This is a genomic window from Rhodohalobacter barkolensis (assembly GCF_002834295.1).
Lineage (GTDB): Bacteria > Bacteroidota > Rhodothermia > Balneolales > Balneolaceae > Rhodohalobacter > Rhodohalobacter barkolensis.
Genome location: NZ_PISP01000001.1, coordinates 278,672 through 302,453, shown reverse-complemented (window position 1 = coordinate 302,453; position 23,782 = coordinate 278,672). Strand labels below are relative to the sequence as shown.

Below are 23,782 nucleotides of genomic sequence, written 5' to 3'. Positions count from 1 at the left end.
ATTTCATCACACATTTGAAACAGTTCATCAAACTGATTTTTTTTGAATAAACTCTAAATTTTTAGAAATAATTAGTTGAGTTTCTACTTCACAGGCTGATCCATAAGCAATACTTAAAAAATGACAGAATTCCTTCGTTCCTTTTCTTCCCGCTCCTTCAGCAATATTTGAACTGATGGATACCACTGAACTTTTTATTTAGAAATATCTCAAATCTCATATCACTTATCTCATGTCTGACCAAGAAGAAGCCTTCATTGTTGACGCCATTCGAACTCCAATTGGAAATTTTCGCGGGTCGCTCTCCCCTGTTCGAACCGACGATTTAGCTGCCCATGTTATCAAATCATTGATGGAAAGAAATTCAGATCTTGATCCCGTTGCTATCAATGATGTGATTATGGGATGTGCCAATCAGGCTGGCGAAGATAATCGGAACATAGCCCGAATGGCTCTTCTTTTGGCAGGGCTGCCATTTACGGTTCCCGGTGAGACAGTGAACAGGCTATGTGCTTCCAGTATGTCGGCAGCTGTTCATGCCAATCGAGCCATCAAAGCAGGTGACGGCGATCTCTTCATTACCGGCGGTGTTGAACACATGACGCGCGGTCCCTGGGTGATTTCAAAATCATCCAAGCCGTTTGGAAATGATTCGGAGATGCACGATTCCAGCTTTGGATGGAGATTTATCAACCCAAAAATGGAAGAACTTTACGGAACCGATGGAATGGGAAATACAGCCGAAAACCTTGTGGAGAAATTCAACATCTCAAGGGAAGATCAGGATAAATTTGCGGCCTGGTCTCAGCAAAAAGCTGCCAAAGCAAGAGAATCCGGTCGATTGGCTGAAGAGATTGTTCCGGTCGAAATCCCACGCAGAAAACAGGATCCTATCATTTTTGATGATGATGAATTTATACGTCCAACCACTACACCAGAAGTTTTAGCGAAACTGCGCCCCGCATTCAAAAAAGACGGCAGCGTAACAGCAGGAAATTCCTCCGGTTTAAATGATGGCGCTGCCGCTATGCTGGTTGCATCAGGGAAAGCAGTCCAAGACCACAACCTGAAGCCGATGGCGCGCATCGTATCTTCAGGTGTTGCCGGTGTGGAGCCCAGAATTATGGGAATCGGTCCGGTTTATGCATCAGAAATCGCTTTGAATAAGGCCGGGCTGACCTACGATGATATGGACATCATTGAGCTCAATGAAGCGTTTGCGGCTCAGTCACTTGCCTGCACCCGGGAAATGGGCCTTGAGGATGATGATTCTCGAATCAACCCAAATGGCGGTGCTATTGCACTGGGTCACCCGCTAGGTATGAGCGGTGCCAGAATTCTTCAAACTGCTGCCATAGAACTTCAGAAGCAGAGTAAGAAATATGCCTTGGTTACCATGTGTATTGGGGTCGGGCAAGGTTATGCTGTAATTTTGGAACGAGTTTAACAGAGTATTTTTTCAAGTAGCATACACGTAAAAAGACCTTCAAAGATCTCAGCACTTTGAAGGTCTTATCATACTCGTTGCATATCTACTCCGGAAAGATCGCCGCTTCAAGTACTCTATCACCAACCTGTAAATTATCCAGCACATCAATTCCACGAGTAACTTCGCCAAAATTGGTGTAGTGGCCGTCAAGATGGGGCGACCATCGGTGCATAAAGAAAAACTGACTCCCCTCAGTATCGGTACCTGAACTGGCAATTCCGGCCATGCCTCGCTCAAATGTCTCAAATGATGGTTCAGTTGGAATACGATAATCCGGCCCGCCAAATCCGTCTTTTCGATCAAAATCACCGCCTTGTGCTACAAAATTACGGACAACCCGGTGAAAAACCACGTCATCATATAAGCCTGCACGGGTAAGGCTGTCTATTGACGAAACTGTAAATGGTGCTGATAGTGGATCCAATCGAACAACAATGGTTCCTTTTTCTGTCTTCAGTTCCCAAAACGGACGGGTTCCCATTTGATACAAACGATCCATATCCGGTTGATAAAATGGTTTTTCCGTGACCATTTCAACAGGTTCAAAAGTATCATCAAATCGTTCTGATAGTACTCTTTGTAATATCAAAGCTTGTTCAGTCATCTCCATCTCCGCATAACGTCTATAAGCATCATCAAGCAACCGGTATGAATCATCCGAGAGCACCCGATCACTTAAAAACACTTCCAATAATCCATCCAGAGCACTTCGGTTTCCCTCATCTAATACGGATGAAATGAGTTCATCTATAGAATCCCTGAACTGATTAGGAATTCCATCTCTTTGCAAAAAACGAGTCATCATACGGCCGGCATGAAGCGCTTCAACACCTCCATTTCTGAGTTGATTAGAAAGCCTTTCAAAATACTCCTCATCCGAATCCAGGGCGCTGTAAATAATCAAAAACTGTTCTGTGAGGTATGGATTTTTACCTGCTAAATCATCAAGACGGTATCGATGTGATGATATATCCAGTCCATTTCTTAAAAACAGATTCAGAGAACTCACAAAAACCTCAGGATCACGTGTTGGTATTGTAATCTCTTTTTCAATTCTGTTAAGGAATGGTGGAGTTAAACGGTCGTGTTGGGCCAACGAAGTTAGAACCTGAACAACCACATGATTATTCTCATGATGGAGTAGTCGAAAAATAGGTTCAACATCCTCAGCGTCTGGAAGTTCGTTTCCAAGAGTAGATGCTATATCAATTGCCAGCCCGGTTTTTTCATTCAGTTCTTGATCCGACAGCAGATCCATGGCAACTTGGAATCCCCTCTTTCCAAGCATTCTCACAACTGTCACATCCAGAAATTCATCCCGGCCAACACCAAACTCTTTCCATCGGTTTTCAACCAGAGAAGCCAAAAACGATTCCTGTTTAGGTCTGTTCACGGATGCACGATAGTAGCCGTACAATAGATTTCTTCGGATTTCCTGATCTTCTGTATCAAAAATAATTCGGATAAGAGTTTCATTCAGAGATTCGGGTACCTCCACGCGCGACATGATTCCGCCAATTGCTTTAGAGCATTCAGAGGAACTGATCAAGTCCATGGACGATATCAGATATTCTAAATCGCTGAGTTCTCCCTGTCTGAAAAAGACATTACAAACCGATTCGGAATTGATCTCGCCGGACCGGAATGCGTCTCGAATAGATCCCAGTGTTTCACTGTCCAAGTCGTGGAAACTCACCGAAAACCAACCTCCCTTGATATCGGATCTGAATGCTTTCTCAAGCAGAATTTCCAGCTCTCCATCATTCATTTCAGTTTTGGCCAACGCTTTCCATGCCAAATCAGACACATCTGAATTCTCATGAGTTGTATACTCAATCAATCCCGAAAAACTTCTTGAAGAAATATTATCCATTAATTCCGGATATACTTCTTGAACAATCTCATCTCTATCCAGATAATCATATTCATTCGAACAGCCTTGCAAAATGACAGCCACCAAAATCAGTGAAAAAAAAGTGTACGGTTTAAAGCTTTTCAGATTGAATTTTGAATCAGGAATCCGTTTATTACACATATTTCTTACAGTAAATGAATTTGTTTATGGATAAAGTACAATTGACCCGAAAGCAGAAGGAATTTCTCGATTACATCATTGAATACAAAAATGAATTTGATGTATGGCCAACCTACCGGGAGATTTCTGATGAGTTTAACTATAAATCTCCAAACAGTGTAACACAAAATATCCAGGCACTTTTAAAAAAGGGTTATTTGGTCAAGGGTGAGGATGACGAATATGACATCCATCCGGACCATGAAGAGATGTTGGTCGGCAGAAATGACGGCATTGAAGTACGGGGTGTTATTGCAGCCGGATACTTACAAGAAGCTGTTCAAGCCGATTTGGGAAAAATTACACTGGAAACTCTATTCCCGAATTTAGACCAAATGTTTGCGCTGAGAGTTGCCGGTATGAGCATGAAAGATGCAGGAATTTATGATGGTGATTTTGTTCTGCTGATGGATAGTGATGTAAAAGATGGGGATATTGGTGCAATTCTCTATGATGGTGAGACCAGCCTAAAGCGAATTTACTACGACAAAAACGGATTGCGTCTAGAACCCGCTAACGAAGAGTATGATACCATACATGTTGAGCCCGATGTGTTTGAAGAGGTTCGGGTAATCGGAAAGTATATCGGTCACGTGAACCGAAACGGAATACACAAAGCTTTTTAAAGAAGTTGTTAAAGTTAGCGGGTATTTATTGCGTAAACCTAAATCTGTTTACTTTTCCTGCTTTTCAGGTCGATTATCCTTAACCGTTTCGAGATGACCGTTTGCTCCTTTTCTTGATTCAAATAACTGAGAATCCTTAATCCAGGCTCTCCCGCCATCGTGTTGAAGACGTTTACGATTTTTATACTTAAAAGCTTGCTTATGCAGATCGGGTAATTTATTCATGACTCCGTTGTTTTTGTTTTCAAAATACGTGAACTGATTCATTTAGAAAAACTGAAATTCTGCGAGAATCAATTTCCACTCCTCTATGTGACGCAGATCGGCATTTCATTTAGAGGAAAAAACATACATCAATTGTTTTCAGATTTAATTAAAAAGCTTTATCTTTGGTTTCTATCCAAAATAATTGAATTGCAATCTAAGAAATTATCATAATCCTATGTACGCTATCGTAAAAATCGGCGGGCATCAATACAAAGTTTCTGAAGACCAAACACTGTTTGTAAACAGGCTGCCTGAAGCTGACGGAAAAGTAACATTTGAAAATGTTCTTTTAGTTAAAGATGGAAATGGAAAAGTTAAAATTGGTCAGCCTACTGTTGAAGGTGCAAAAGTTGAAGCATCTATAGTAGATCACCTTAAAAGTGATAAAGTAATCGTCTTCAAAAAGAAACGACGAAAAGGATATCGGGTTAAAAACGGTCACAGACAGCCGATCACCCAAATTAAAATCGAAAAAATTTCGTAATTAACGACGACGAGGTATACCAATGGCACATAAGAAAGGTCAAGGCTCTACAAGAAACGGACGCGATTCAGAATCGAAACGTCTTGGTGTAAAAAAATATGGCGGTGAAGTAGTTAAAGCCGGCAATATTATTGTACGCCAGCGTGGCACTAAATTCCACCCCGGCGAAAATGTTGGTCGCGGCGGAGACGACACACTGTTTGCATTAACTGACGGTAAGGTTACCTTCAGACGCAGAGGAAACGGTAGAAAATACGTTTCTATCGAACAGGTGTAAAACATTTCTGTTATCAGAATTTATTAAAGCTCCGATATTTATATATCGGAGCTTTTTTTATTTTAAGATTGGGCTATAATCCAATACCATCTGATGGTTCCATCTTCCTTTAGTGTTCATTTCAAAATGTTGATATCATGACTCATCAAATTCCTGACTTTCCTGATCTGCATTTTGGCTCTATATATTGCATTGGCAGAAATTACGCCAAGCATGCAAAAGAGTTAAAAAATGAAATCCCTTCAGAACCGGTGATCTTTCTGAAACCGAGAAGCAGTTTGATTTTTGACGGTGAATTAGTCAAAATCCCAACACAGTCGGAGAGTGTGCACCACGAAGTTGAGATGGTCATTTTAATAGGTAAAGAGACAAAGAGTGTATCTCCGGAAAATGCCCTGGACTCTGTTAAGGCTCTCGGAGTTGGATTAGACATGACAGCACGTGATTTGCAATCTGCTGCAAAATTAAAAGGTTTGCCATGGACACTAGCTAAAGGGTTTGATACGTTTGCTCCACTTGGGAACCTGGTAGAGTTTAACAAAGATATTAATCTCACTCACCTGGATCTTACGGTTTCAGTAAATGGAGAGAAACGACAATCAGGAAACACTTCTGATATGTTATTTCCTGTAGCAAATTTGATCTCATATTTATCTGAACAATTCACGCTCACCCCCGGTGATTTGATATACACCGGCACTCCTGAAGGCGTTTCAGCAGTACAAAAAGGTGATCTAATTAAAGCGTCCTTAGGTAAAGGATTATCCACACTGCAAGTTCATGTCTCATAAACTTCAAGTATTGCTCATTTTATTGATTGGACTGATATCTTTCAGTTCATCCCTCGTAGCTCAGGAAAATCGAACCTCTTTTTTAAGTGATACTGTTGAGTATGCCTGGCCTACGGACGCTACACGATACCTCTCCTCTACTTTTGGGGAAACACGATCTGCCCATCTGCATTCTGGAATCGATATCCGAACGTGGGGCCAGGAAGGTTATAAGGTTTTTGCCGCACGCGACGGCGAAGTCTATCGTATAGGTATTGGGCCAAAAGGTTATGGTCATGTAATCTATTTAAAACACAATGATGGTTCATTTACAGTATATGCTCACCTAAATCGATTTGAGCCCAACCTGCAGGAGTTTGCAGATTCTATCCGCCTTCAAAATTATCAATATGAGCTGGACTTCCGCTTCCATGAACAGAGCATGGAATATAAAAAAGGGGATATCATCGGATACTCCGGGTCTACCGGAGTAGGGCCTCCGCACCTCCATTTTGAAATCAGGGATCCGGATTTAAATCCTATCAACCCGCTTTTAACCAATTTAAAAAATCATGTAGAAGACAATTTGCCACCTGTATTTTCTCAAATCGCAATTGAATTCCTTTCGAAAGAAAATTACAGGTTTTTAGATTTTGAAATATTCAGTGCACAGAAAACTGAAGATGGTTTTGATTTTGGAGACATTACAGTCAGCGGACCTGTGGGACTTTCCGTTAACGTTCATGATAAAGCCAATCGGGCTCCCAACTCTTATGCCGTCCACTCATTAATGATGATTCATGAATCTGATACCCTTTTCCATTCAGTTAAAAATGGATTCGAGTTTTCTCAGTCAGGTGATATGTTTCTGGATCGATCTTTTCCAATTTTAGCTCAAACAAGAAGAGGATTTCAGCGGTTATTCAAAGTATCCGGAAACCGACTGCCCATCTATAAAAAAATGATCAATCAGGGTGTGCTTCATTTAGATAAAGGTTCCTATCCCATCCAGATAATCGCTGAAGACATCTATGGGAACAGATCTACGGCTAATCTTAATCTTAGGGTAGAAAATTCCGGCAGACAGCACGACATTCAGTATGTAGCTACTTATCCGTCACCCAAAAACAATCCTAACTACAATCCATTCAGTTGGGTGGAGCCAACCGTACCATATGATGAATCGTTGATCGCATCCTCCGGCCCCGAACTTTATTCACAAAACTCATCGAATGCAGTATTCTTCACGACACGCAGATATGCGGAGACAACCCTCAGCCCCGGCAAGATGGACGTACTCCACACAGCAGATCAAAAATTGTGGCTGCAGTTTCCCAATGAATCTCTTTATGATACTCTAAGTGTCCGAATGGAAGTTTTATATAGCACAAATCAGATCGACATAGAGCTCTCTCCAACCAAACTTCCGCTCAACAGATCCGCAAAATTTAACTTTATTTTGCCGGAAGAGTTTAAATCCAAAGAGAATCTGGCACTTTTTTCTGTAGATCCTTACCGAAATCGAGAACGGTTTATAAGTGCAGAAGTTTCTGAGGGAATGATCAGGGCAAATTTAAATGAATTAACAAATTTAAGAGTTAGAGAAGATCGCATATCGCCCTGGGTGGGAAGGCCGGAAATTGTTCGAAACTTAGCCGGAAATTTCATTGTCCGTATTCCGGTCAAAGATGAGGATAGCGGGGTTGATTACACAAATTCTAAGATCACCGTTAATGGTAAAATGGGAATTATTGAATTTGATCCGGAAAATAACTTCTTAATGTATTACCATCCGGATTTTTCGCCATCAGAGACCAACACCGTCAAATACAATATTTTAGACGGTGTTGGTAACAGCACAACCCGGGAACTAGAAATTCTTTTCCGTTCTGGTTCCTGATCAGATATAGGCAATGCAGCTGATTTCAACGAGTACTTTCTTGGGAAGTGTTTCAACAGCAACGGTTTCTCTTGCAGGCAGATTCCCTTTAAAGTAGCTACCATATACTTCATTTACGAGTGGAAAATCATTCATATCATCCAGAAAAATGGTGCACCGAAGAACTTTATCAACCCCGGAGCCGGCTTCAGCCAAAACTGCTGACAGGTTTTTCATTACCCGGTCGGTCTGCTCCTTTACTCCTCCTTCTATAATTTCATTAGTAGAAGGATCAAGGGCTATTTGACCGGAGCAATACACCACATTATTATAAATTGTTGCCTGACTGTAAGGGCCAATGGCCGCGGGTGCATTCGATGTCGAAACTATTTTGTGATTCATTTTTAAATTTATTGAAACATTATGGGTTTAAAAGGCATTATATAAGTAGATATCAATAATAACGATTCATATAGTTCTTTTCATCGCAGAGCCTTATTGCGGAAAGCACTATATATGGTTACTTTCTCTCTAACGAAGATAATCAACAACTGATAGAATAAAACACATGAAAAGTCTGAAACCATTACTACTCATCTTACTATTCGCGGGGTTCATGTGGGGCTGTGAAACTACAGATCCATTAGTGAATGACGTTCAAGTACAACTGTTAACAGGAAATTTTGACGAAGCTCTAAATATTGTAGATACTGCAATTGAAGAGGACGAAAATAACTACGTTGCCCACTATTACAAAGGTTATGTGCTCAGTTCTCAGGCTGAAACTTTTGAAGATCCAAGTGATCGAAAAGAGTATTATGAAAGAGCTCGAGAATCCTATGATCGCGCAAAAGAAATTATGTCTTCACTTGAAGAAGAGCCTGCAGAATATCAGGAGCTTGAAGATACCGTAACTTCTTTTTGGGCTGATGAGTTTAATGCCGGTGTGAACATCCTGAACGATGACAGTCTGAATGCTGCTACTCCGGATCCAAACTATACTGCGATTGCACATTTCAAAAATGCAGCAACTGTACAACCCGATAGTGCACTTACTTATCAAGTAATGTCTTCAGCATATTTTAATGAAGAAGACATTGAAAATGCGGTAAGCACGTACGAAACAGCCATGGAAATGCTTGAAACACCAGAAGCAGATGATTATGAATACATGATCGGAATCCTTCTTGTGAATGAAAATTTCGACCGGGCTACCCGTTATGCTGAAGAGGCAATGTCATTATATCCGGATGATACAATCTTTATTCAATTACTTGCAGATGCTTATTTACAAGCCGGAGAAAGAGATCGTGCTATTGAACTTGTTGAGGGATTGATTGAGGATGATCCTGAAAACCCACAATATCGTCGGGTACTTGGTACACAGGTTTATCAGATTGTAAGCGAACTCAATGATGATGTAAGTGATCTTTACGAAGAAGTATTTGAACTGCGTCAGGAAGCAAGAAATGCTTCAGGCGATGAACTGAGTCAGCTTGAAAGTGAGATTGAAGAGTTGAATGCTGAAATTAATCGTAAAGAAGCGGATGCAGACGAACTCACTGAAATTGCAATACGTGAAATGAAAAAGGTAGTTGAACTCGAATCAAACGATGAATCAGCAAATTTCATCCTTGGTATCATCTACCAAAACAGAGCAGCCAGTCTGTTCGACAGACGTAACAATACTGATGATAACGCCGAGGCTCAGGATTATGACGAAAGAGCTCGTGAAAATCTTGAAGAGTCACTGGTTTATTACGAAAGAGCTGCAGAAATCAACCCTGACAATCCGGAAAACTGGCAATCTCTCTTCCAGGTTTACACCATTTTAGGAATGGAAGAAGAAGCTGAAGAAGCCATGGAAAAAGCCGGAATGTAATTCCAATATTTAAAAAAACTGTATGAACTATTTAAATACCCGAGTGGCAGGCACTTTGCTTGCCTTCGGGATTTTTTTTGCCCTATCCTGTACTTCTACTAATCAAACAAGTAGTGATAACTCATCATCACTATCATCATTAGATGAGCTCCAAAATCAGTTGAATAACACTGAACAAGAACTACAAGGGAATGAACGAGACCCTCGTTTAAACATTGAAAAAGCAACACTTCTTTTTCAGATTGCCGAAAAAACATCGCCCCCATCACAAAGAATTCCGCTCTATAGGAATCTGAAAGATCTGTCTGACATCAACTTTTCCGATCAGTCTGCAAATAATGAGATAAATGAAATTGTACGTACTGCCTGGTCATATGAACAAGGTGAAGGGGTTAAACTGTTACAGCGCAATAACTCAGTTGCTGCACTAAGTAATTCTGAGCAGATTGCAGATCATTTTAATAATGCTATTACTGTAAACCCGGACAGTCTGGTTACTTACAATCTATTAGCAAATACATACTACCGGTCCGGACGGTTTGATGACGCAATTCAAACGCTACAGGACGCTATTGAATTGGATCAGGGAAATAACCGGGAATATCAAGAAAAACTGGCATACATTTATTTGGAGTCCGGCGATATTGAGACTTCTATAAATTACTATAATCAGTTGGTAGAAGAGTATCCTCAGAATGCCCAAATTCGTCATGGACTTGCCAACGCATATATGCTAAATAATGATCATGATTCTTCGATAACTGTACTTCGTGATCTCATAAATGACTATCCAAACAGAATTGAATACAAGGAGTCTTTAGCCGGAGAACTCTATTTCACTTTCAGAAGTACGGCTCTGCAAATTATCAATTCTGAACGTGAGGTTTCCGATTCAGAGACCGACGAATTACTTCAAATACTATCTGAAATCTCAAATCTATATGAGGAGATTGATTCAGCAGTTCCTCTATCAGATGAAAATGCATATCGAAAAGCCGCCTTTCTGAAAAATAGTTCTCAATATCTTGCAGACCTTTCATCAAACTCAACTGATGATCGACTGGAACAGCATAGAGTTGAACTTTTAAACAGGTCTTTAGAACTTTGGGAGCGATTAACAGAAAACAACCCCGATAACATAAATTATATTCGTAATCTCTACGAAATTTATGTCGACTTAGAAATGACTGAAGAAGCGGAATCACTAAAAAGATCATATAATCTATAGCATATGAAATTTAACACCAAAGCAATCCATGCAGGGCAAAAGCCTGAAGAGACAACAGGTGCAGTAATGCCACCTATTTTTCAGACATCAACGTATGCTCAAAAAGCCCCGAATGATCATCAGGGTTACGATTATGCGAGAGTTGGAAATCCTACACGCACGTCATTGGAAAATCTTATTGCAGGATTGGAAGAAGCAGATGAGTGTGCCTGTTTTGCGAGTGGTGTTGCCGCTATAGATGGTATTATGAAAACATTGCGGCCGGGAGATCACGTAATATCAACGAACGATCTTTATGGCGGAACCTACCGTCTTTTTACTCAAGTCTTTGAGCCATATGGTATAGAGTTCTCCTTTGTGGATATGACCGATATTCAAGAGGTTGAATCTGCTTTTCAAAACAACACGAAATTGGTTTGGATGGAAACACCGACCAATCCTCTGCTTCGTATTATTGACATTAAAGCCGTAACCAAGCTTACCCGAAGTCGAAATATTTTAAGTATAGTTGATAATACTTTTGCATCTCCCTATTTGCAGCGGCCACTCACATTGGGCGCCGATGCGGTTATGCACTCTACCACTAAATATTTGGGTGGTCATTCTGATGCTATTGGAGGAGCCGTGGCAACTTCCAACAAGGAGTTGATGGAGAAATTGAGATTCCAGATTAAAACTTCAGGTGCCGTTCCCGGGCCGATGGATTGCTATCTCATTCTCCGGGGAATCAAAACACTTCATGTTCGTGTACAGCGTTCTGTTGAGAATGCTAAAAAAATCGCATCGTTTTTGAACGAGCACCCGAAAGTTGGAGAAGTATTTTATCCCGGCCTGGAATCACACCCTCAACATGATATTGCCTCACAACAGATGGATGACTTTGGCGCGATGGTATCATTCAGCCTAAAAGATGATTCCATTGAAAAAGCTTCAGAGTTTATGAGCAAAACCGGTATATTTACTCTTGCAGAGAGTTTAGGAGGCGTTGAGTCTTTGATCAGCCATCCGGCATCTATGACACACGGCTCTATTCCAAAAGAAGTCCGGGAAAAAGCCGGGTTAAAAGACTCCCTTATCAGGTTATCTGTTGGCATCGAAGATGTCGATGATCTAATAAAAGACTTAAATCAAGCATTTTAAATCTACCATAACATTATGAAGAACGCAGTAATTGTTGCTGCCAGAAGAACTCCTCTTGGTTCGTTCGGTGGCAGTTTATCATCCTTTTCAGCACCTGAACTGGGTGCAGCCGTAATCAACGATTTAGTGAAAACTGCCGGTATCAAACCGGATGATGTTCAGGAAGTTGTAATGGGTAATGTACTTACAGCCGGAATTGGCCAGGCACCAGCACGTCAAGCAGCTTTAAAAGCAGGAATGTCTGAAAAAACACCTTCTACAACTATCAATAAAGTATGTGCATCCGGTACAAAAGCGATCATGATTGCTGCAGACCAAATAGCACTCGGCCAGAATGATATTATGATTGCCGGTGGTATGGAGAGCATGAGTAACGTACCATACTATCTCCCCAAGCATCGTTTCGGTTCAAAACTTGGCAATTCTCAGGTAGAAGATGGAATTCTGAAAGATGGTCTTTGGGACGTCTATAATGATTTCCATATGGGAAATGCAGGGGAAATCTGTGCTAAAGAATGCAATATCTCACGAGAAGACCAAGATGAGTTTGCTATTACATCTTACAAACGTGCCATCGAAGCTACCGAGAAAGGTTACTTCAAAGATGAGATTGTAAAGATCAAAGTGAAAGACCGGAAAGGAAATGTTACTGAAGTTGAGAAAGACGAAGAGCTGGGACGAGTAAACTTCGATAAAGTTCCACAACTGCGTCCGGTTTTTGACAAGGAAGGAACAATAACAGCAGCCAATGCCAGCAGTATTAATGATGGAGCAGCAGCTGTGTTGATCATGAGTGAAGAAAAAGCAAAGGAGCTAGGACTCAAACCACTCGCAAAAGTTTTAAGTCACGGAAGTGCTGCAAAAGCTCCGGAATGGTTTACAACAGCTCCTTCTGATGCCATTCCTATTGCTCTGAAACGCGCTGGTCTTACGAAAGATGAGATTGATCTTTTTGAAATCAATGAGGCTTTTTCAGTTGTATCACTGGCTAATAATCAAATTCTTGAGCTCGACGCGGAAAAGGTTAATATCCATGGCGGTGCGGTAAGTATTGGGCACCCAATTGGTTGTTCCGGTGCCAGAATCATTGTCACTCTTCTGCACGCGTTAAAAAGAACCGGTGGCAAATACGGTTGTGCCGGTATCTGCAATGGAGGTGGCGGTGCGTCGGCTCTTGTAGTTGAAATGATTTAGATTACGTATCATTATACATCCGTTGCCTTCTACAATTTTTTTGCATTTTTGAGATGACGGATGTATAATATTTTTATTGAATTATCTCTACTTAAGAGGTTTCAAATTTCACAGAAGTAAACATTCAAGAAACAATTTGCCTATTTAATAGTTGCTACTTTCGTTAAATTAGATCAAGTCTTACCGGCTTATTATCTTTTACAGTTCTCATAATTCTATATTAATCATTATAATTCAGTTATATCTATAATTGATCCCCGATATTCTCGTTATCAATCTTTCGTAGCATAAAGGCATATTTATATGAAAAAGGCATTATCATCCATCCTATTAGCAGTAATTTTTGCTATATCAGTACCTGCAGCACAAGCACAGGTTGGTATTACAGCAGTACCCTTTCTTCAAATTGAACCCGATTCACGTGGCGCCGGAATGGGCAGTACCGGTGTTGCCATTGCTGACAATGCATCCGCAATTTTCTGGAATCCAGCCGGTCTGGCATTTCAAAATCAAAATCAGGTAAGTATTACACACGCTAACTGGCTGCCTGCTTTTAATGCAGATCTTTTTTATGACTACCTGGTTGGTACCTATCATGTGGAAGGAATCGGTACAATTGGTGGACACATCACATTCCTTAATTTAGGCGAGCAAGTACGTACTGATGAATTTGCCGAGAACCTCGGGCGTTTTAACAGTTATGAGATCTCTGCCGGCCTATCTTACGGTTATCAGCTTTCTGAAAACTTTGCATTGGGTACCGGATTGAGATTTATTTACAGTTCATTGGCCGACGGTGAAGTAAGCGGTCAAAAAATTAACCCGGGTTCCAGCGTCGGGCTCGACCTTGCAGCTCTTTATAAAAGTAATCCCTTTCAGGTAGCGAACAGAAATGCCTCATTTAATGCAGGTGTAAACCTTTCCAATATCGGACCGGGTATGCAGTACACGGATAATGCACAAAAAGATCCATTACCTACTGTATTTCGTTTAGGCTGGGCTTACACCATGGATCTGGATGACATGGGAATGAATACCCTGACATTTACAAATGATATCTCAAAAATCATGGCTCGGACGGAAAGAACTGTAGACGAGAATGGTGATGAGACGTACGAACCTATGGGTGTCGGAAAAGCTCTGTTTAACTCTTGGGGCTCTTTGGAGCGTGCAACAGGTCAGGGTGAAACTATTTCACTAAATCTCCCCCAGCAATTGATGTGGGGATTTGGACTCGAGTATTGGTACAACGATCTTTTTGCTCTCAGAACAGGTTACTATTATGAAAACCCTGACAACGGAAATCGTGAGTTTGTAACTCTCGGTGCCGGTTTACGATACAATATTTTTGGTGTTGACTTCAGCTATATTTACACACTTGAAGAAGATCACCCATTGGCAAACACTATTCGCCTCAGTCTTTTGGTTAACTTCCAATAATGGCAGCGTGAATGATTTATAGACATTTCAAAAGCAGTGGTAAGCATATTATATCACTGCTTTTTTTATGTTTTTTATGTTCTCCATCAGTCTATTCTCAAGATTACAGCTCATCTTTAAATTCACTGACTCCCTCTCCGGTTGATGGGACTCTTCACATCATTGGTGTGATGGCAGAATTTCAACCTGATGATAATCGATTTACGTCGGGTAATGGTACATTTGAAACCGGAAGTATCCCTTACTTAGAAAATCCGGGAACTTCAGTGGATGCTCTTCCTCACGATCGTTCCTATTTCGAAGCACATCTTCGGTTTTCTAAAAATTATTTCGAGCGAATGTCTGATGGTCAATTAGAGATAGAATATTCCGTACTGCCAGAAGTAATCAGATTATCTAATAAAATGGAATACTACTCTCCAATTGGAGAAGAACCTGATTTATCTCAATTATCAGAGTTAACGCGTGAGGTTTGGGAAACCGTGGCAGAATCGGATATGCAAGTCCCATCTTTACAGCCCGGAGACAATATCGCATTTGTTATTTTTCATGCCGGTGTTGGAAGAGATATTGAACTCACCGGTACCACATTAGACCGAACACCTCAGGATATTCCATCCGTCTATCTCAGCAATGAGGCCCTTTCAGAAATGATGGGTGATCCTTCTTTTAGCGGATTCCCCATTCAAAACGGTAATATATTGGTTACCAACAGCCTTATTATACCCCGCACCCTCAGCCGATCAGGTGAAGATCTGACCGGCGAACGTTATGTACTCCCTCTTTCTATTAATGGAATGCTAACTGCACAACTGGGTAGTCACCTGGGGTTGCCCGATCTGTTTAACACTCAAACCGGTGAGTCCGGAATCGGTCGATTTGGATTGATGGATGGAGCCGGTATTTTTGCCTATAATGGTCTGTTCCCGCCTGAAATGTCCGCATGGGAAAAACTCCACCTGGGCTGGACTGAACCGACTCAATATGACACAGATCAGGAAACATCAGTAAATCTACCTGTTTCATCACTGAATCGACAAAGCAGTACTGCACAAATTTCCTTGTCTTCCACCGAGTATTTCCTCCTAGAAAACCGTCATAGAGATCCTGACGGTAATGGCGTTACACTTACAATACAGAAGCCCGACAGATCAATCGTAGAGCAAACATTTTCCCACAGTGATGTTGATTTTACAAATCAACGAAGCGGATTTGATGAACTGTTAGAGCCGGGTGTTATCATTGATGTTTCTCATTACGATTTTTCTCTCCCGGGCGGATTGGATGAAGAGGGGAACCGCGAGCTTAATGGAGGGATTTTAATCTGGCATATTGATGATTCTGTTATTGAACAACAGTTGATTCAGAATTTGGGTGTTAATGATGACCCATCCAGAAAAGGAGTTCAATTAATTGAAGCGGATGGAGCTCAGGATATCGGCAGACCGGTTTCAGTAGGTCTATTTCAAAATGAATCGAACGGATCAGCCTTTGATTTTTGGTGGAGCGGTAATGATGCTACGGTCATCACTCAAACAGATCGTATCACACTTTATGAAAATAGATTCGGCCCAGATACAACTCCCCAAAACAACAGTCATTCAGGAGCAATTTCAACATTCGAGCTGTTCGATTTCTCCGATAATTTACCCACTGCAAATTTTAGTATCAGGCCGGTAAATCCATTCGAAGATCTCTACAATTTATCTATCGATCGTTCTGACCTCAACATTGAAACCTTCACACCCGATAGTGACGACTACTGGAACTCCTACCCTCTTTCACTGTCATCCTTTACCCGAAATGGAAATCAACACATACTCATTCCCGGAAACGATGGACTCCAGGTCTACTCGTTAAATGATGAAGTATTATCATCTCCGATAACCGATCTGCAAAGCTATCAGCAACCCCTCTATAGCATTATAGATGAAAAAATTTACTTATCCCCAAATCCCGCCTCATCTGTAGATAACATAATTTTGCAAACAGCTGAATGGGATGGTGAAACACTTCAGCTGATTGATGAATTCACAGTACCTGCAAATCGTGGAAATTTAAGCTCGGTTGAAACCGGATATATAGATTTAGATGGATCTGCCTTCCGATTTAATATTGACAATCAAACCGCCGAATCTGTACCTGATCAAACTTTTTTCAGAACTGATAGTGAAGCTGGATATTCCGCATCCCTTTCAGGTCAAAACTTTATCATCTCATACCCCGGCGGATCTTCAGAACATACAATATTCAATGAATCAAGTAGGCAAAGGCTATATGCAGGTTTAATCAGAGTGCAATCCGGGAATCCACTTTTTTACCTTGTTGAGGATAAATCGTTAAAACTTTTTACTCCGGATAACGATTACAATCAGCCTATTCAATTGCACGATGGAGCATCACTCGAACGACCGGCTGTTGCAGATTTAACTAATAATGGAGCACCGGAATTTATCTTTGTTAACAAAGAGAATCATTCGCTCATTGCATTGAACCAAAACGGATCATATTTAGATTATTTTCCACTCAACCCTCCTGCCGGAGTTCAGTTCTCCGGAACTCCGCTAATTGCAGATATAAATGGTGATGATCAAATGAATATCTTGATCGCCGGAATAGACAAGTCGTCTCTAAATCTCTACGCGTATGATACCAGTGGCGAGCTTTTAGATGGATTTCCACTTCTTGTTGGTGGAATTCAAAATTTAGACCAAAGAATTATCAATCCTGTCATATTTGATCATTATGTTGCCGCAGTGAGCCCGGCAGGAGATCTCAAAATCTGGGAATTTCCAGAGATGGGGGAAATCAGCTGGGGCTCTGTTTATGGTATTCAAAACGACAATAAGAGTACGGCTAACATTTCTTCGGCTGATACACAAATCCCTGATTTTACGCTTTTAAATAAAGACGAGACTTATAACTGGCCCAATCCTGCTCAAAATGACACTAATATAAGGTTTCAAACAAGCGAACCGGCCGAAATAGAAATTAAGATCACAACATTAAGCGGACGCCCCATTTATGATCGCAAATTTCAAAGCAGAGGTGGTTTACCGGAAGAGATTTCCATTGATACTTCATCCTGGGCCAGTGGGGGTTATATTGCTCTCATTACTGCCGAGATAAATGAAAAGAAAGAGAGTAAACTGATTAAAATTGCAATTGCCAGATAATTGATTCATTCAAAAACATATCGGCTTGGGGCATGCATAATTTTTATGCTCATCGTGTCTATTGGGATCAGTCACACATCCTATAGTCAAACTTCTCCTCAATTTTACGATTATCCGCAAAATCACTTGCCTTGGTTTACCATCGAAAGTGATCATTTTCTGATTCACTTTCAGGAGGGCAGCATAGTGAGTGCCGAACGAACTGCAGCAATAGCTGATTCTGTTTATTACCCAATTACTGAACTTTATGAATATGTACCGGACCGGAAAATAAGTATCGTTCTAAGAGACCGGGAGGACTATTCAAACGGTGCGGCTTTCTTTTTTGATAATAAAATCGAAATCTGGACTCCTCCCCTGGATACTCCATTGAGGGGAACCCACGATTGGCTGGATAATGTAATCCCTCACGAATTTACACACATGGTGCAGCTTGGTGCCTCTATGAAAAGGAGTAACCGGATTCCAGCCATCTATTTTCAGTGGCTATCCTACGAGGATGTTCGCCGGCCCGATGTACTGTACGGTTTTCCCAAAGGTGTCGTAACCCTTCCGTTTGCCACTTTGAATATACCGGCTTGGTTTGCCGAAGGAACAGCTCAGTACCAGCGAACCGGAATGGAATATGACTATTGGGACTCTCATCGCGATATGTTGCTTCGAACCGAAGTCCTATCAGAAACGAATCTTGGATTTATTGAGATGGGAGTTTTTGATTCTAAAAGCAGTCTTGAAAGAGAATTGGTATATAGTCAGGGATTTGGATTTACTATTTATTTAGCGAATCGATTTGGAGAACAAGTTCTGGCTGATATTACTACTGAATCGGCTTCCGGCAGTCAATCAAATTTCAGCAAAACCATTGAAGCCGTGACCGGGAGCTCTGGTGAAGAATTATTTGATGACTGGATACATACAAAAAAAGAAGAGTATTCCTCCGTCTCAAACGAGGTACACCAAACCGAAACAGTAGTTGTAGAGGATGACGGCTTTTTTAATTTCCATCCGCAGTTTAGCCCGGTTGAATCAAGGTTTGCATACCTCTCAAACAGGGGAAGAGATTATGCACGCAATGCTTTAATCTTAGTGGATGACGGAGAAGTGACAAAAATTGATGATTTAAGCAGTGGTGAATCTATGACCGGGGATCAAAACTATCATAGTTTACACGGTTTCACCTCAAACGCTGCATTGGATTTTATAAGCAGCAGATTTTCATTCTCCCCCAACGGAACAGAAATTATCTATAGCAGAGCTGAGAAAAATCGCTACGGCGAAACCTATAATGATCTTTATATCTACAATATTGATCAGCAGAAAAGTCGAAAGATTACCACAGATTCAAGAATCCAGGATCCAGCTTGGAGCCCCTCTTCAAATCAAATTGCTGCAGTTCAGCTGTATCAGGGATCCCAAAATTTAGTTTTGGCAGATCCGAAAACCGGAGAGATTTCTCAGCTAACCGATTTCAACAGTGGTGAAACAGTTTTCACCCCGGTTTGGCATACTGATAGCTCCAGCATCTACTTTTCGGCTGCTTCCAAATCAAACCGGAATCTTTATAAGTATGATCTAGAGACCGGAGAAATCAACTCAATATTTTCAGATCGCTACGTTGATTTCAGAGATCCCTGGGTTGAACCTACAGGAGAATTCCTCTACTTCTCATCCGATCAAACAGGAATTTTCAATATCTATCGTTTAAATCTTAATACCGAACAGATTGAGCAAGTAACCGATGTACTTGGCGGGGCATTCATGCCTCATGTTTACGATGAAGAACTCTACATGGCAGAGTACAAAGCCGGTGGATACAAAATCACGAAATCATCCCTTAGTTCAATTGCTTCAGAATTCACTGCTGACATTAATAAAAACGATACGGATCAGGAGAGGTTTATCAATACCCATCAGACTGAAGATCTTGCTCCAACATATCAAGTTGAGCCTTACAGTGAAACTACTACCGGTCTCTCGATATTCCCGGTTGTTCGCTTTGATAATTATTCGAAATTAAAGGGTGGAAATGGTGAATTAATTACATCAGGTAAGTTTGGTTCACTTTCTGAGAATTTGTGGAGAGATCTCAAAATTGGCACTTATTTATCCACGCGTGATGTTACTGAGAACATCTCAATTTTTGGCGGAGCACTTTTCGGATTCGGTTCAAGATCTGCAGATGGCATCGGTGATTTTTTCTCTCCATCCCGATTAAATAATCTGGACAGAGATCTGTTTTTTATTGTAGAACATAAAGGACTTCCGTTCATAAAAAGAAGCTGGTCTCCAACCATTTCCATTGAGCTTTATAATCTCAAGAGAAACGTCAAAAATGGGCTCGAATTTGAAGAATTTCAGTGTACATCTTGTCTGCCGGAAATACGCCAGATTGATACCCGCTATTCCATTTGGGAAGCGAACCTATTTTTAAGAAGTAAATTAAATCGGTGGAGCTTATTGGAACTGGGAGCAACCTACTCTCCCTATACCGTAACAAGTGACGGATTTTTTTCTGAAGAGTACCAGGAGTTTATTCCGGGCTCATCATCAGAGTATTTTAAAGGGGCAACATTTTCTGCAGCCTATCACGCAGAGCTTATTGAGCCGACCAGACACTCCGACATTGCTCCTGAAGGAATCAAAAGTTCGTTCACTTATCGATATCAACCCGGAAGGCTATTGGATCGTTTTGAACTTGAAGATGGCTCTCTTTCTCCGATTTACAACAGGGAGAAGAATCACTCTCTGGAGTGGAGCGGACAGTACGGATTTAGTATTTCCAATCGATCAACCGGTTTGATCACATCTCGCGCCTACACATATTTAAATACCCCTGAAGACTATTTTTATCTTGATTACAGTGGCGGTTTGGGAGGGCTGCGATCTTATCCATTTTTTGCTATTGGAGGGCAGAGAACAGCATTTATTCGTACATCCTACATCACACCGCTTATCGATCAAATCAACAAACAATTTGGCCCTTATACCTTAGACAAACTTTTTGCACACCTGTATGCGGAAACCGGAAACGGCTGGGGAGGCCCTTTAGAGATCGGAAATAATCTAAAATCGGGAATTGGAGCAGAACTGCGATTTGCATTCAACAATGCCTATCTTTTCCCTATGAAATTTTTCATCAATACCTCATACGGATTCAACCGGTTCGACGTGAACCTGCCATCTCAGTTTGTTACCACGCAGGAAAGTGGTGGAGTTCAATACGGTCGTGAACTGTTGTTCTATTTCGGCTTAACTTTCGATTTTGATCTTCTATGATTCGTTTTACAGCCGTTCTGATTTTTTTACTTTTACCCTTATCCGTACACTCGCAGCAGGTGGAACGTACCGGCAACCCGGGTGAACAGGTTATTACCTCGACTCAGGAATTAAACAAGTTCGACCTGGTTGACCCTGCATTTACAACCAGATTCAATTCTGCTGACGATTATTCTATTTCAGGTTCATTTCAGTCTAAGCCCGGTTTAGCCTTTTTTAGTTCTGCCATAGTACCCGGATCAGCACAGGCGTTTAACCGAAACTGGATTCGAGCCGGTTTTTTTGCCGCTGTTGAAGCCACTGCAATTGTTCTGGCTATCGATTTTCACAACCGGGGATCACGAGTTGAAAACAGTTATGAACGAAACGCGGATCAGAATTGGAGTGTGGTTCAGTATGCTCAATGGCTGGTTGAGTACCATGACGTACATAATATTAACAACCCCTACATTGAAGATCTGAGAAATGAAGTTTCAGGACTTGATCCGGCTTTTGATACCGATATTGACTGGAGTGCAGTAGATATCAATGTATTACGGAACAGTGAACGAAATACCCGGTATTTCACTACGGATGACCTGTCTGCTAATCGTTTTTCTCACACACTTCCGGCTTATGGCTCACAGCAATACTACGAACTGATTGCAAAGTACTATCAGTATCAGGCCGGATGGAGAGACTACCACGATTTTCACGACCAACTCGGTCATACGGGAGAAAGCTACAATCAACGGTATTTATTTGATCGGAACGGTGCTTATGCCAGTCCCCTTTTTTGGCAATTTGCTGATGATGCCGAACGTTTTAATGATCTATACAGAACAAGCCGGTCATTTAAAATGGTTTTGCTGGTTAATCATGTTGCATCAGCTTTTGATGCACTGTTTACCGTTCAGCTGAAACAAAACAGAGTAGAAGCAACTCCAAGTATTGTACCCGGACGACAAATAAGTATGACTGTCCGTTTCTAACAACTGATGGAAAATTGTATTTTTAACCATGGATAAATTAAAAGCATTACTGACCAATAAAACATTCTACATCTCTCTTGGCAGTTTAGTCACATTAGGTGCTATTCTCGTCCTGTTGATGGATTTTGTAATTATGCCTAATTACACGAATTACAATGAAGGTGTAACCGTACCAGATGTAACCAAACTTTCTCTCGAAGAAGCCGAGGTTCTTTTAATCGACTATGGTCTTCGATATGAAATTCATGACCGCAGAGCTCACTCAGCTTATCCGGCTAACTACATTATTGATCAGTCACCCTCGGCAAAACAACTCGTAAAACCCAATCGAAAGGTTTACTTAACCGTTAACTCCGAATCAACACCGCAGGTGGTGGTTCCCAAAGTAGAGAATCTCTCATTTCGCAATGCTCGGCTTCAGCTGGAAAATAATGGCTTAACTGTAGGTTCTATCAGTTATGAATCTAACCGTTTCAGAAACACGATTTTACGCCAGTCAATAGCCCCGGAAGATACCGTTGACCGCGGTACTGTTGTAAACCTTGTAGTCAGTGATGGCTTGGGTGCAAGAATGGTACAAATGCCTGACGTGGAGGGTTTGAGACTGTCTGAAGCGCAACAAAAAATTATGGCCGCAGGATTACGAGTTGGAGAATTACGTTTTGAACCGGCAAGGGATGTTACTCCAAATACGGTTCTTTCATACAGTCCGGTTGGACCTGAACTCCAGGAAGGAGAATCCATTGAATTGGTTATTGCAGAACGTTTTGACGCCCGTGAAGAAGCTGAATCAGGAGCTGTTGTCGACGACTCAACTGCCACAACCCCACCTGATACCACTCAAATAGATAATTAATAAATCACTTAACATGAATTTTGATCTACCGATACTGGCTCCATCTATACTGGCCGCTGATTTTTTGAAACTTGGTGATGAACTTCAAACATGTAAAGATGCCGGAATTAACTGGTTCCACTGTGATATCATGGATGGCCATTTTGTGCCAAATATCAGCTACGGACCGGGAATTGTAGGAGCCGTTCGAAAATCTGTACCGGACTCATTTCTAGATGTTCATCTGATGATTGAAAATCCGGACAATTATATTGATGACTTTGCAGACGCGGGCTCAGACTTAATCTCTGTTCACTACGAAGCCTGTCCACATCTTCACCGAACCATTCAAAGTATTAAACAAAACGGTTGTATGGCGGGAGTGGTCATTAATCCTGCTACAAGTACAGATCTACTTCGACCTATTTTACCTGATGTAGACCTTGCATTGATTATGAGTGTAAATCCTGGATTTGGCGGACAAAAATTTATTCAGTCCAGTTACCGGAAAGTTCAGGAGCTTAAACAGATCCGAAGTGAACTAAATGCTGAGTTCCTTATTGAAATAGACGGTGGCGTAGGAACCAAAAACATCTCCAAACTTGTTGAGACAGGTGTGGATGTACTTGTGGCCGGAAGCAGTGTCTTTAAAGCAGAAGATATTCCTGAAAGAATCAGCGAACTCAATTCACTTGCTTTAAAAGGTTCGGAGAAGGTCGTTTAAATCATTTTCACATAGAACCTTTATCTTTAAATTCTAAACCCAACTTTAAA

At 41.2% G+C, this 23,782-nt stretch carries 20 protein-coding genes; 16 read left to right on the top strand and 4 right to left on the bottom strand.

The window, feature by feature from the left end; translation table 11 throughout:
- Positions 1 to 27: 27 nt before the first annotated feature.
- Positions 28 to 186 carry a four helix bundle protein gene (locus CWD77_RS01170; RefSeq protein ID WP_240596591.1) on the bottom strand — a complete coding sequence of 53 codons (159 nt, stop codon included), beginning with the start codon at positions 184 to 186 and terminating at the stop codon, positions 28 to 30.
- 46 nt (positions 187 to 232) lie between these two features.
- On the opposite strand from CWD77_RS01170, the gene pcaF reads away from it, so the two are divergent.
- Positions 233 to 1,447: a 3-oxoadipyl-CoA thiolase gene (gene pcaF / locus CWD77_RS01165; protein ID WP_101071403.1), complete on the top strand. Its 1,215-nt coding sequence runs from the start codon at positions 233 to 235 to the stop codon at positions 1,445 to 1,447.
- Positions 1,448 to 1,532: 85 nt separating this feature from the next.
- Here the strand turns inward: pcaF and CWD77_RS15595 are convergent, their stop codons facing one another.
- Positions 1,533 to 3,524, bottom strand: coding sequence for a peptidylprolyl isomerase (locus tag CWD77_RS15595; protein ID WP_206017920.1), 1,992 nt, complete (start codon positions 3,522 to 3,524; stop codon positions 1,533 to 1,535).
- 26 nt (positions 3,525 to 3,550) lie between these two features.
- On the opposite strand from CWD77_RS15595, the gene CWD77_RS01155 reads away from it, so the two are divergent.
- A complete protein-coding gene (locus CWD77_RS01155) occupies positions 3,551 to 4,189 on the top strand; it encodes a LexA family protein (RefSeq protein ID WP_101071402.1) in 639 nt (212 codons plus the stop codon).
- A gap of 48 nt (positions 4,190 to 4,237) precedes the next feature.
- On the opposite strand, the gene CWD77_RS15510 is transcribed toward CWD77_RS01155, so the two are convergent.
- On the bottom strand, positions 4,238 to 4,414 hold the full coding sequence (locus CWD77_RS15510) for a hypothetical protein (protein ID WP_165779041.1): 177 nt from the start codon (positions 4,412 to 4,414) through the stop codon (positions 4,238 to 4,240).
- A gap of 217 nt (positions 4,415 to 4,631) precedes the next feature.
- Between CWD77_RS15510 and rplU the strand changes: the two genes are divergently transcribed.
- From rplU to CWD77_RS01130, 4 genes are all read left to right on the top strand, one after another.
- Positions 4,632 to 4,940, top strand: coding sequence for a 50S ribosomal protein L21 (rplU, locus tag CWD77_RS01145; protein WP_101071400.1), 309 nt, complete (start codon positions 4,632 to 4,634; stop codon positions 4,938 to 4,940).
- A 22-nt stretch (positions 4,941 to 4,962) separates the two neighbouring features.
- Positions 4,963 to 5,217, top strand: coding sequence for a 50S ribosomal protein L27 (gene rpmA, locus CWD77_RS01140; protein WP_101071399.1), 255 nt, complete (start codon positions 4,963 to 4,965; stop codon positions 5,215 to 5,217).
- Between the two features lie 137 nt (positions 5,218 to 5,354).
- Positions 5,355 to 6,008 carry a fumarylacetoacetate hydrolase family protein gene (locus CWD77_RS01135; RefSeq protein WP_101071398.1) on the top strand — a complete coding sequence of 218 codons (654 nt, stop codon included), beginning with the start codon at positions 5,355 to 5,357 and terminating at the stop codon, positions 6,006 to 6,008.
- The gene (locus CWD77_RS01130; RefSeq protein ID WP_101071396.1) at positions 5,998 to 7,887 is read left to right on the top strand and encodes a M23 family metallopeptidase; all 1,890 of its coding nucleotides are present in this window, start codon (positions 5,998 to 6,000) and stop codon (positions 7,885 to 7,887) included. The genes CWD77_RS01135 and CWD77_RS01130 overlap by 11 nt, the downstream gene beginning before the upstream one ends.
- Here CWD77_RS01130 and CWD77_RS01125 read toward each other — a convergent pair whose 3' ends face one another.
- Positions 7,888 to 8,268 (bottom strand): RidA family protein, encoded by a 381-nt coding sequence (locus tag CWD77_RS01125; protein ID WP_101071394.1) that lies wholly within the window; start codon positions 8,266 to 8,268, stop codon positions 7,888 to 7,890.
- A 166-nt stretch (positions 8,269 to 8,434) separates the two neighbouring features.
- Between CWD77_RS01125 and CWD77_RS01120 the strand changes: the two genes are divergently transcribed.
- The 10 genes from CWD77_RS01120 to rpe all read left to right on the top strand — a co-directional run bounded on the left by CWD77_RS01120 (position 8,435) and on the right by rpe (position 23,732).
- The gene (locus CWD77_RS01120) at positions 8,435 to 9,748 is read left to right on the top strand and encodes a tetratricopeptide repeat protein (protein WP_101071392.1); all 1,314 of its coding nucleotides are present in this window, start codon (positions 8,435 to 8,437) and stop codon (positions 9,746 to 9,748) included.
- Between the two features lie 22 nt (positions 9,749 to 9,770).
- The gene (locus CWD77_RS01115; RefSeq protein WP_101071390.1) at positions 9,771 to 10,976 is read left to right on the top strand and encodes a tetratricopeptide repeat protein; all 1,206 of its coding nucleotides are present in this window, start codon (positions 9,771 to 9,773) and stop codon (positions 10,974 to 10,976) included.
- Between the two features lie 3 nt (positions 10,977 to 10,979).
- Positions 10,980 to 12,116 (top strand): cystathionine gamma-synthase, encoded by a 1,137-nt coding sequence (locus tag CWD77_RS01110; protein WP_101071388.1) that lies wholly within the window; start codon positions 10,980 to 10,982, stop codon positions 12,114 to 12,116.
- A 15-nt stretch (positions 12,117 to 12,131) separates the two neighbouring features.
- Positions 12,132 to 13,310: an acetyl-CoA C-acyltransferase gene (locus CWD77_RS01105; protein ID WP_101071386.1), complete on the top strand. Its 1,179-nt coding sequence runs from the start codon at positions 12,132 to 12,134 to the stop codon at positions 13,308 to 13,310.
- Positions 13,311 to 13,613: 303 nt separating this feature from the next.
- Positions 13,614 to 14,750: a type IX secretion system outer membrane channel protein PorV gene (porV, locus tag CWD77_RS01100; protein ID WP_101071384.1), complete on the top strand. Its 1,137-nt coding sequence runs from the start codon at positions 13,614 to 13,616 to the stop codon at positions 14,748 to 14,750.
- Positions 14,751 to 14,761: 11 nt separating this feature from the next.
- Positions 14,762 to 17,926 (top strand): T9SS-dependent M6-like inactivated metalloprotease, encoded by a 3,165-nt coding sequence (locus tag CWD77_RS01095; protein ID WP_101071382.1) that lies wholly within the window; start codon positions 14,762 to 14,764, stop codon positions 17,924 to 17,926.
- A 45-nt stretch (positions 17,927 to 17,971) separates the two neighbouring features.
- Positions 17,972 to 21,202 (top strand): TolB-like translocation protein, encoded by a 3,231-nt coding sequence (locus CWD77_RS01090; protein ID WP_101071380.1) that lies wholly within the window; start codon positions 17,972 to 17,974, stop codon positions 21,200 to 21,202.
- Positions 21,199 to 22,173 (top strand): hypothetical protein, encoded by a 975-nt coding sequence (locus CWD77_RS01085; RefSeq protein WP_101071378.1) that lies wholly within the window; start codon positions 21,199 to 21,201, stop codon positions 22,171 to 22,173. The genes CWD77_RS01090 and CWD77_RS01085 overlap by 4 nt, the downstream gene beginning before the upstream one ends.
- Positions 22,174 to 22,201: 28 nt before the next feature.
- Complete coding sequence (locus CWD77_RS01080) at positions 22,202 to 23,029, top strand: PASTA domain-containing protein (RefSeq protein WP_101071376.1); 828 nt, start codon at positions 22,202 to 22,204, stop codon at positions 23,027 to 23,029.
- 13 nt (positions 23,030 to 23,042) lie between these two features.
- Positions 23,043 to 23,732, top strand: coding sequence for a ribulose-phosphate 3-epimerase (gene rpe / locus CWD77_RS01075; RefSeq protein WP_101071374.1), 690 nt, complete (start codon positions 23,043 to 23,045; stop codon positions 23,730 to 23,732).
- Positions 23,733 to 23,782: the final 50 nt, after the last annotated feature.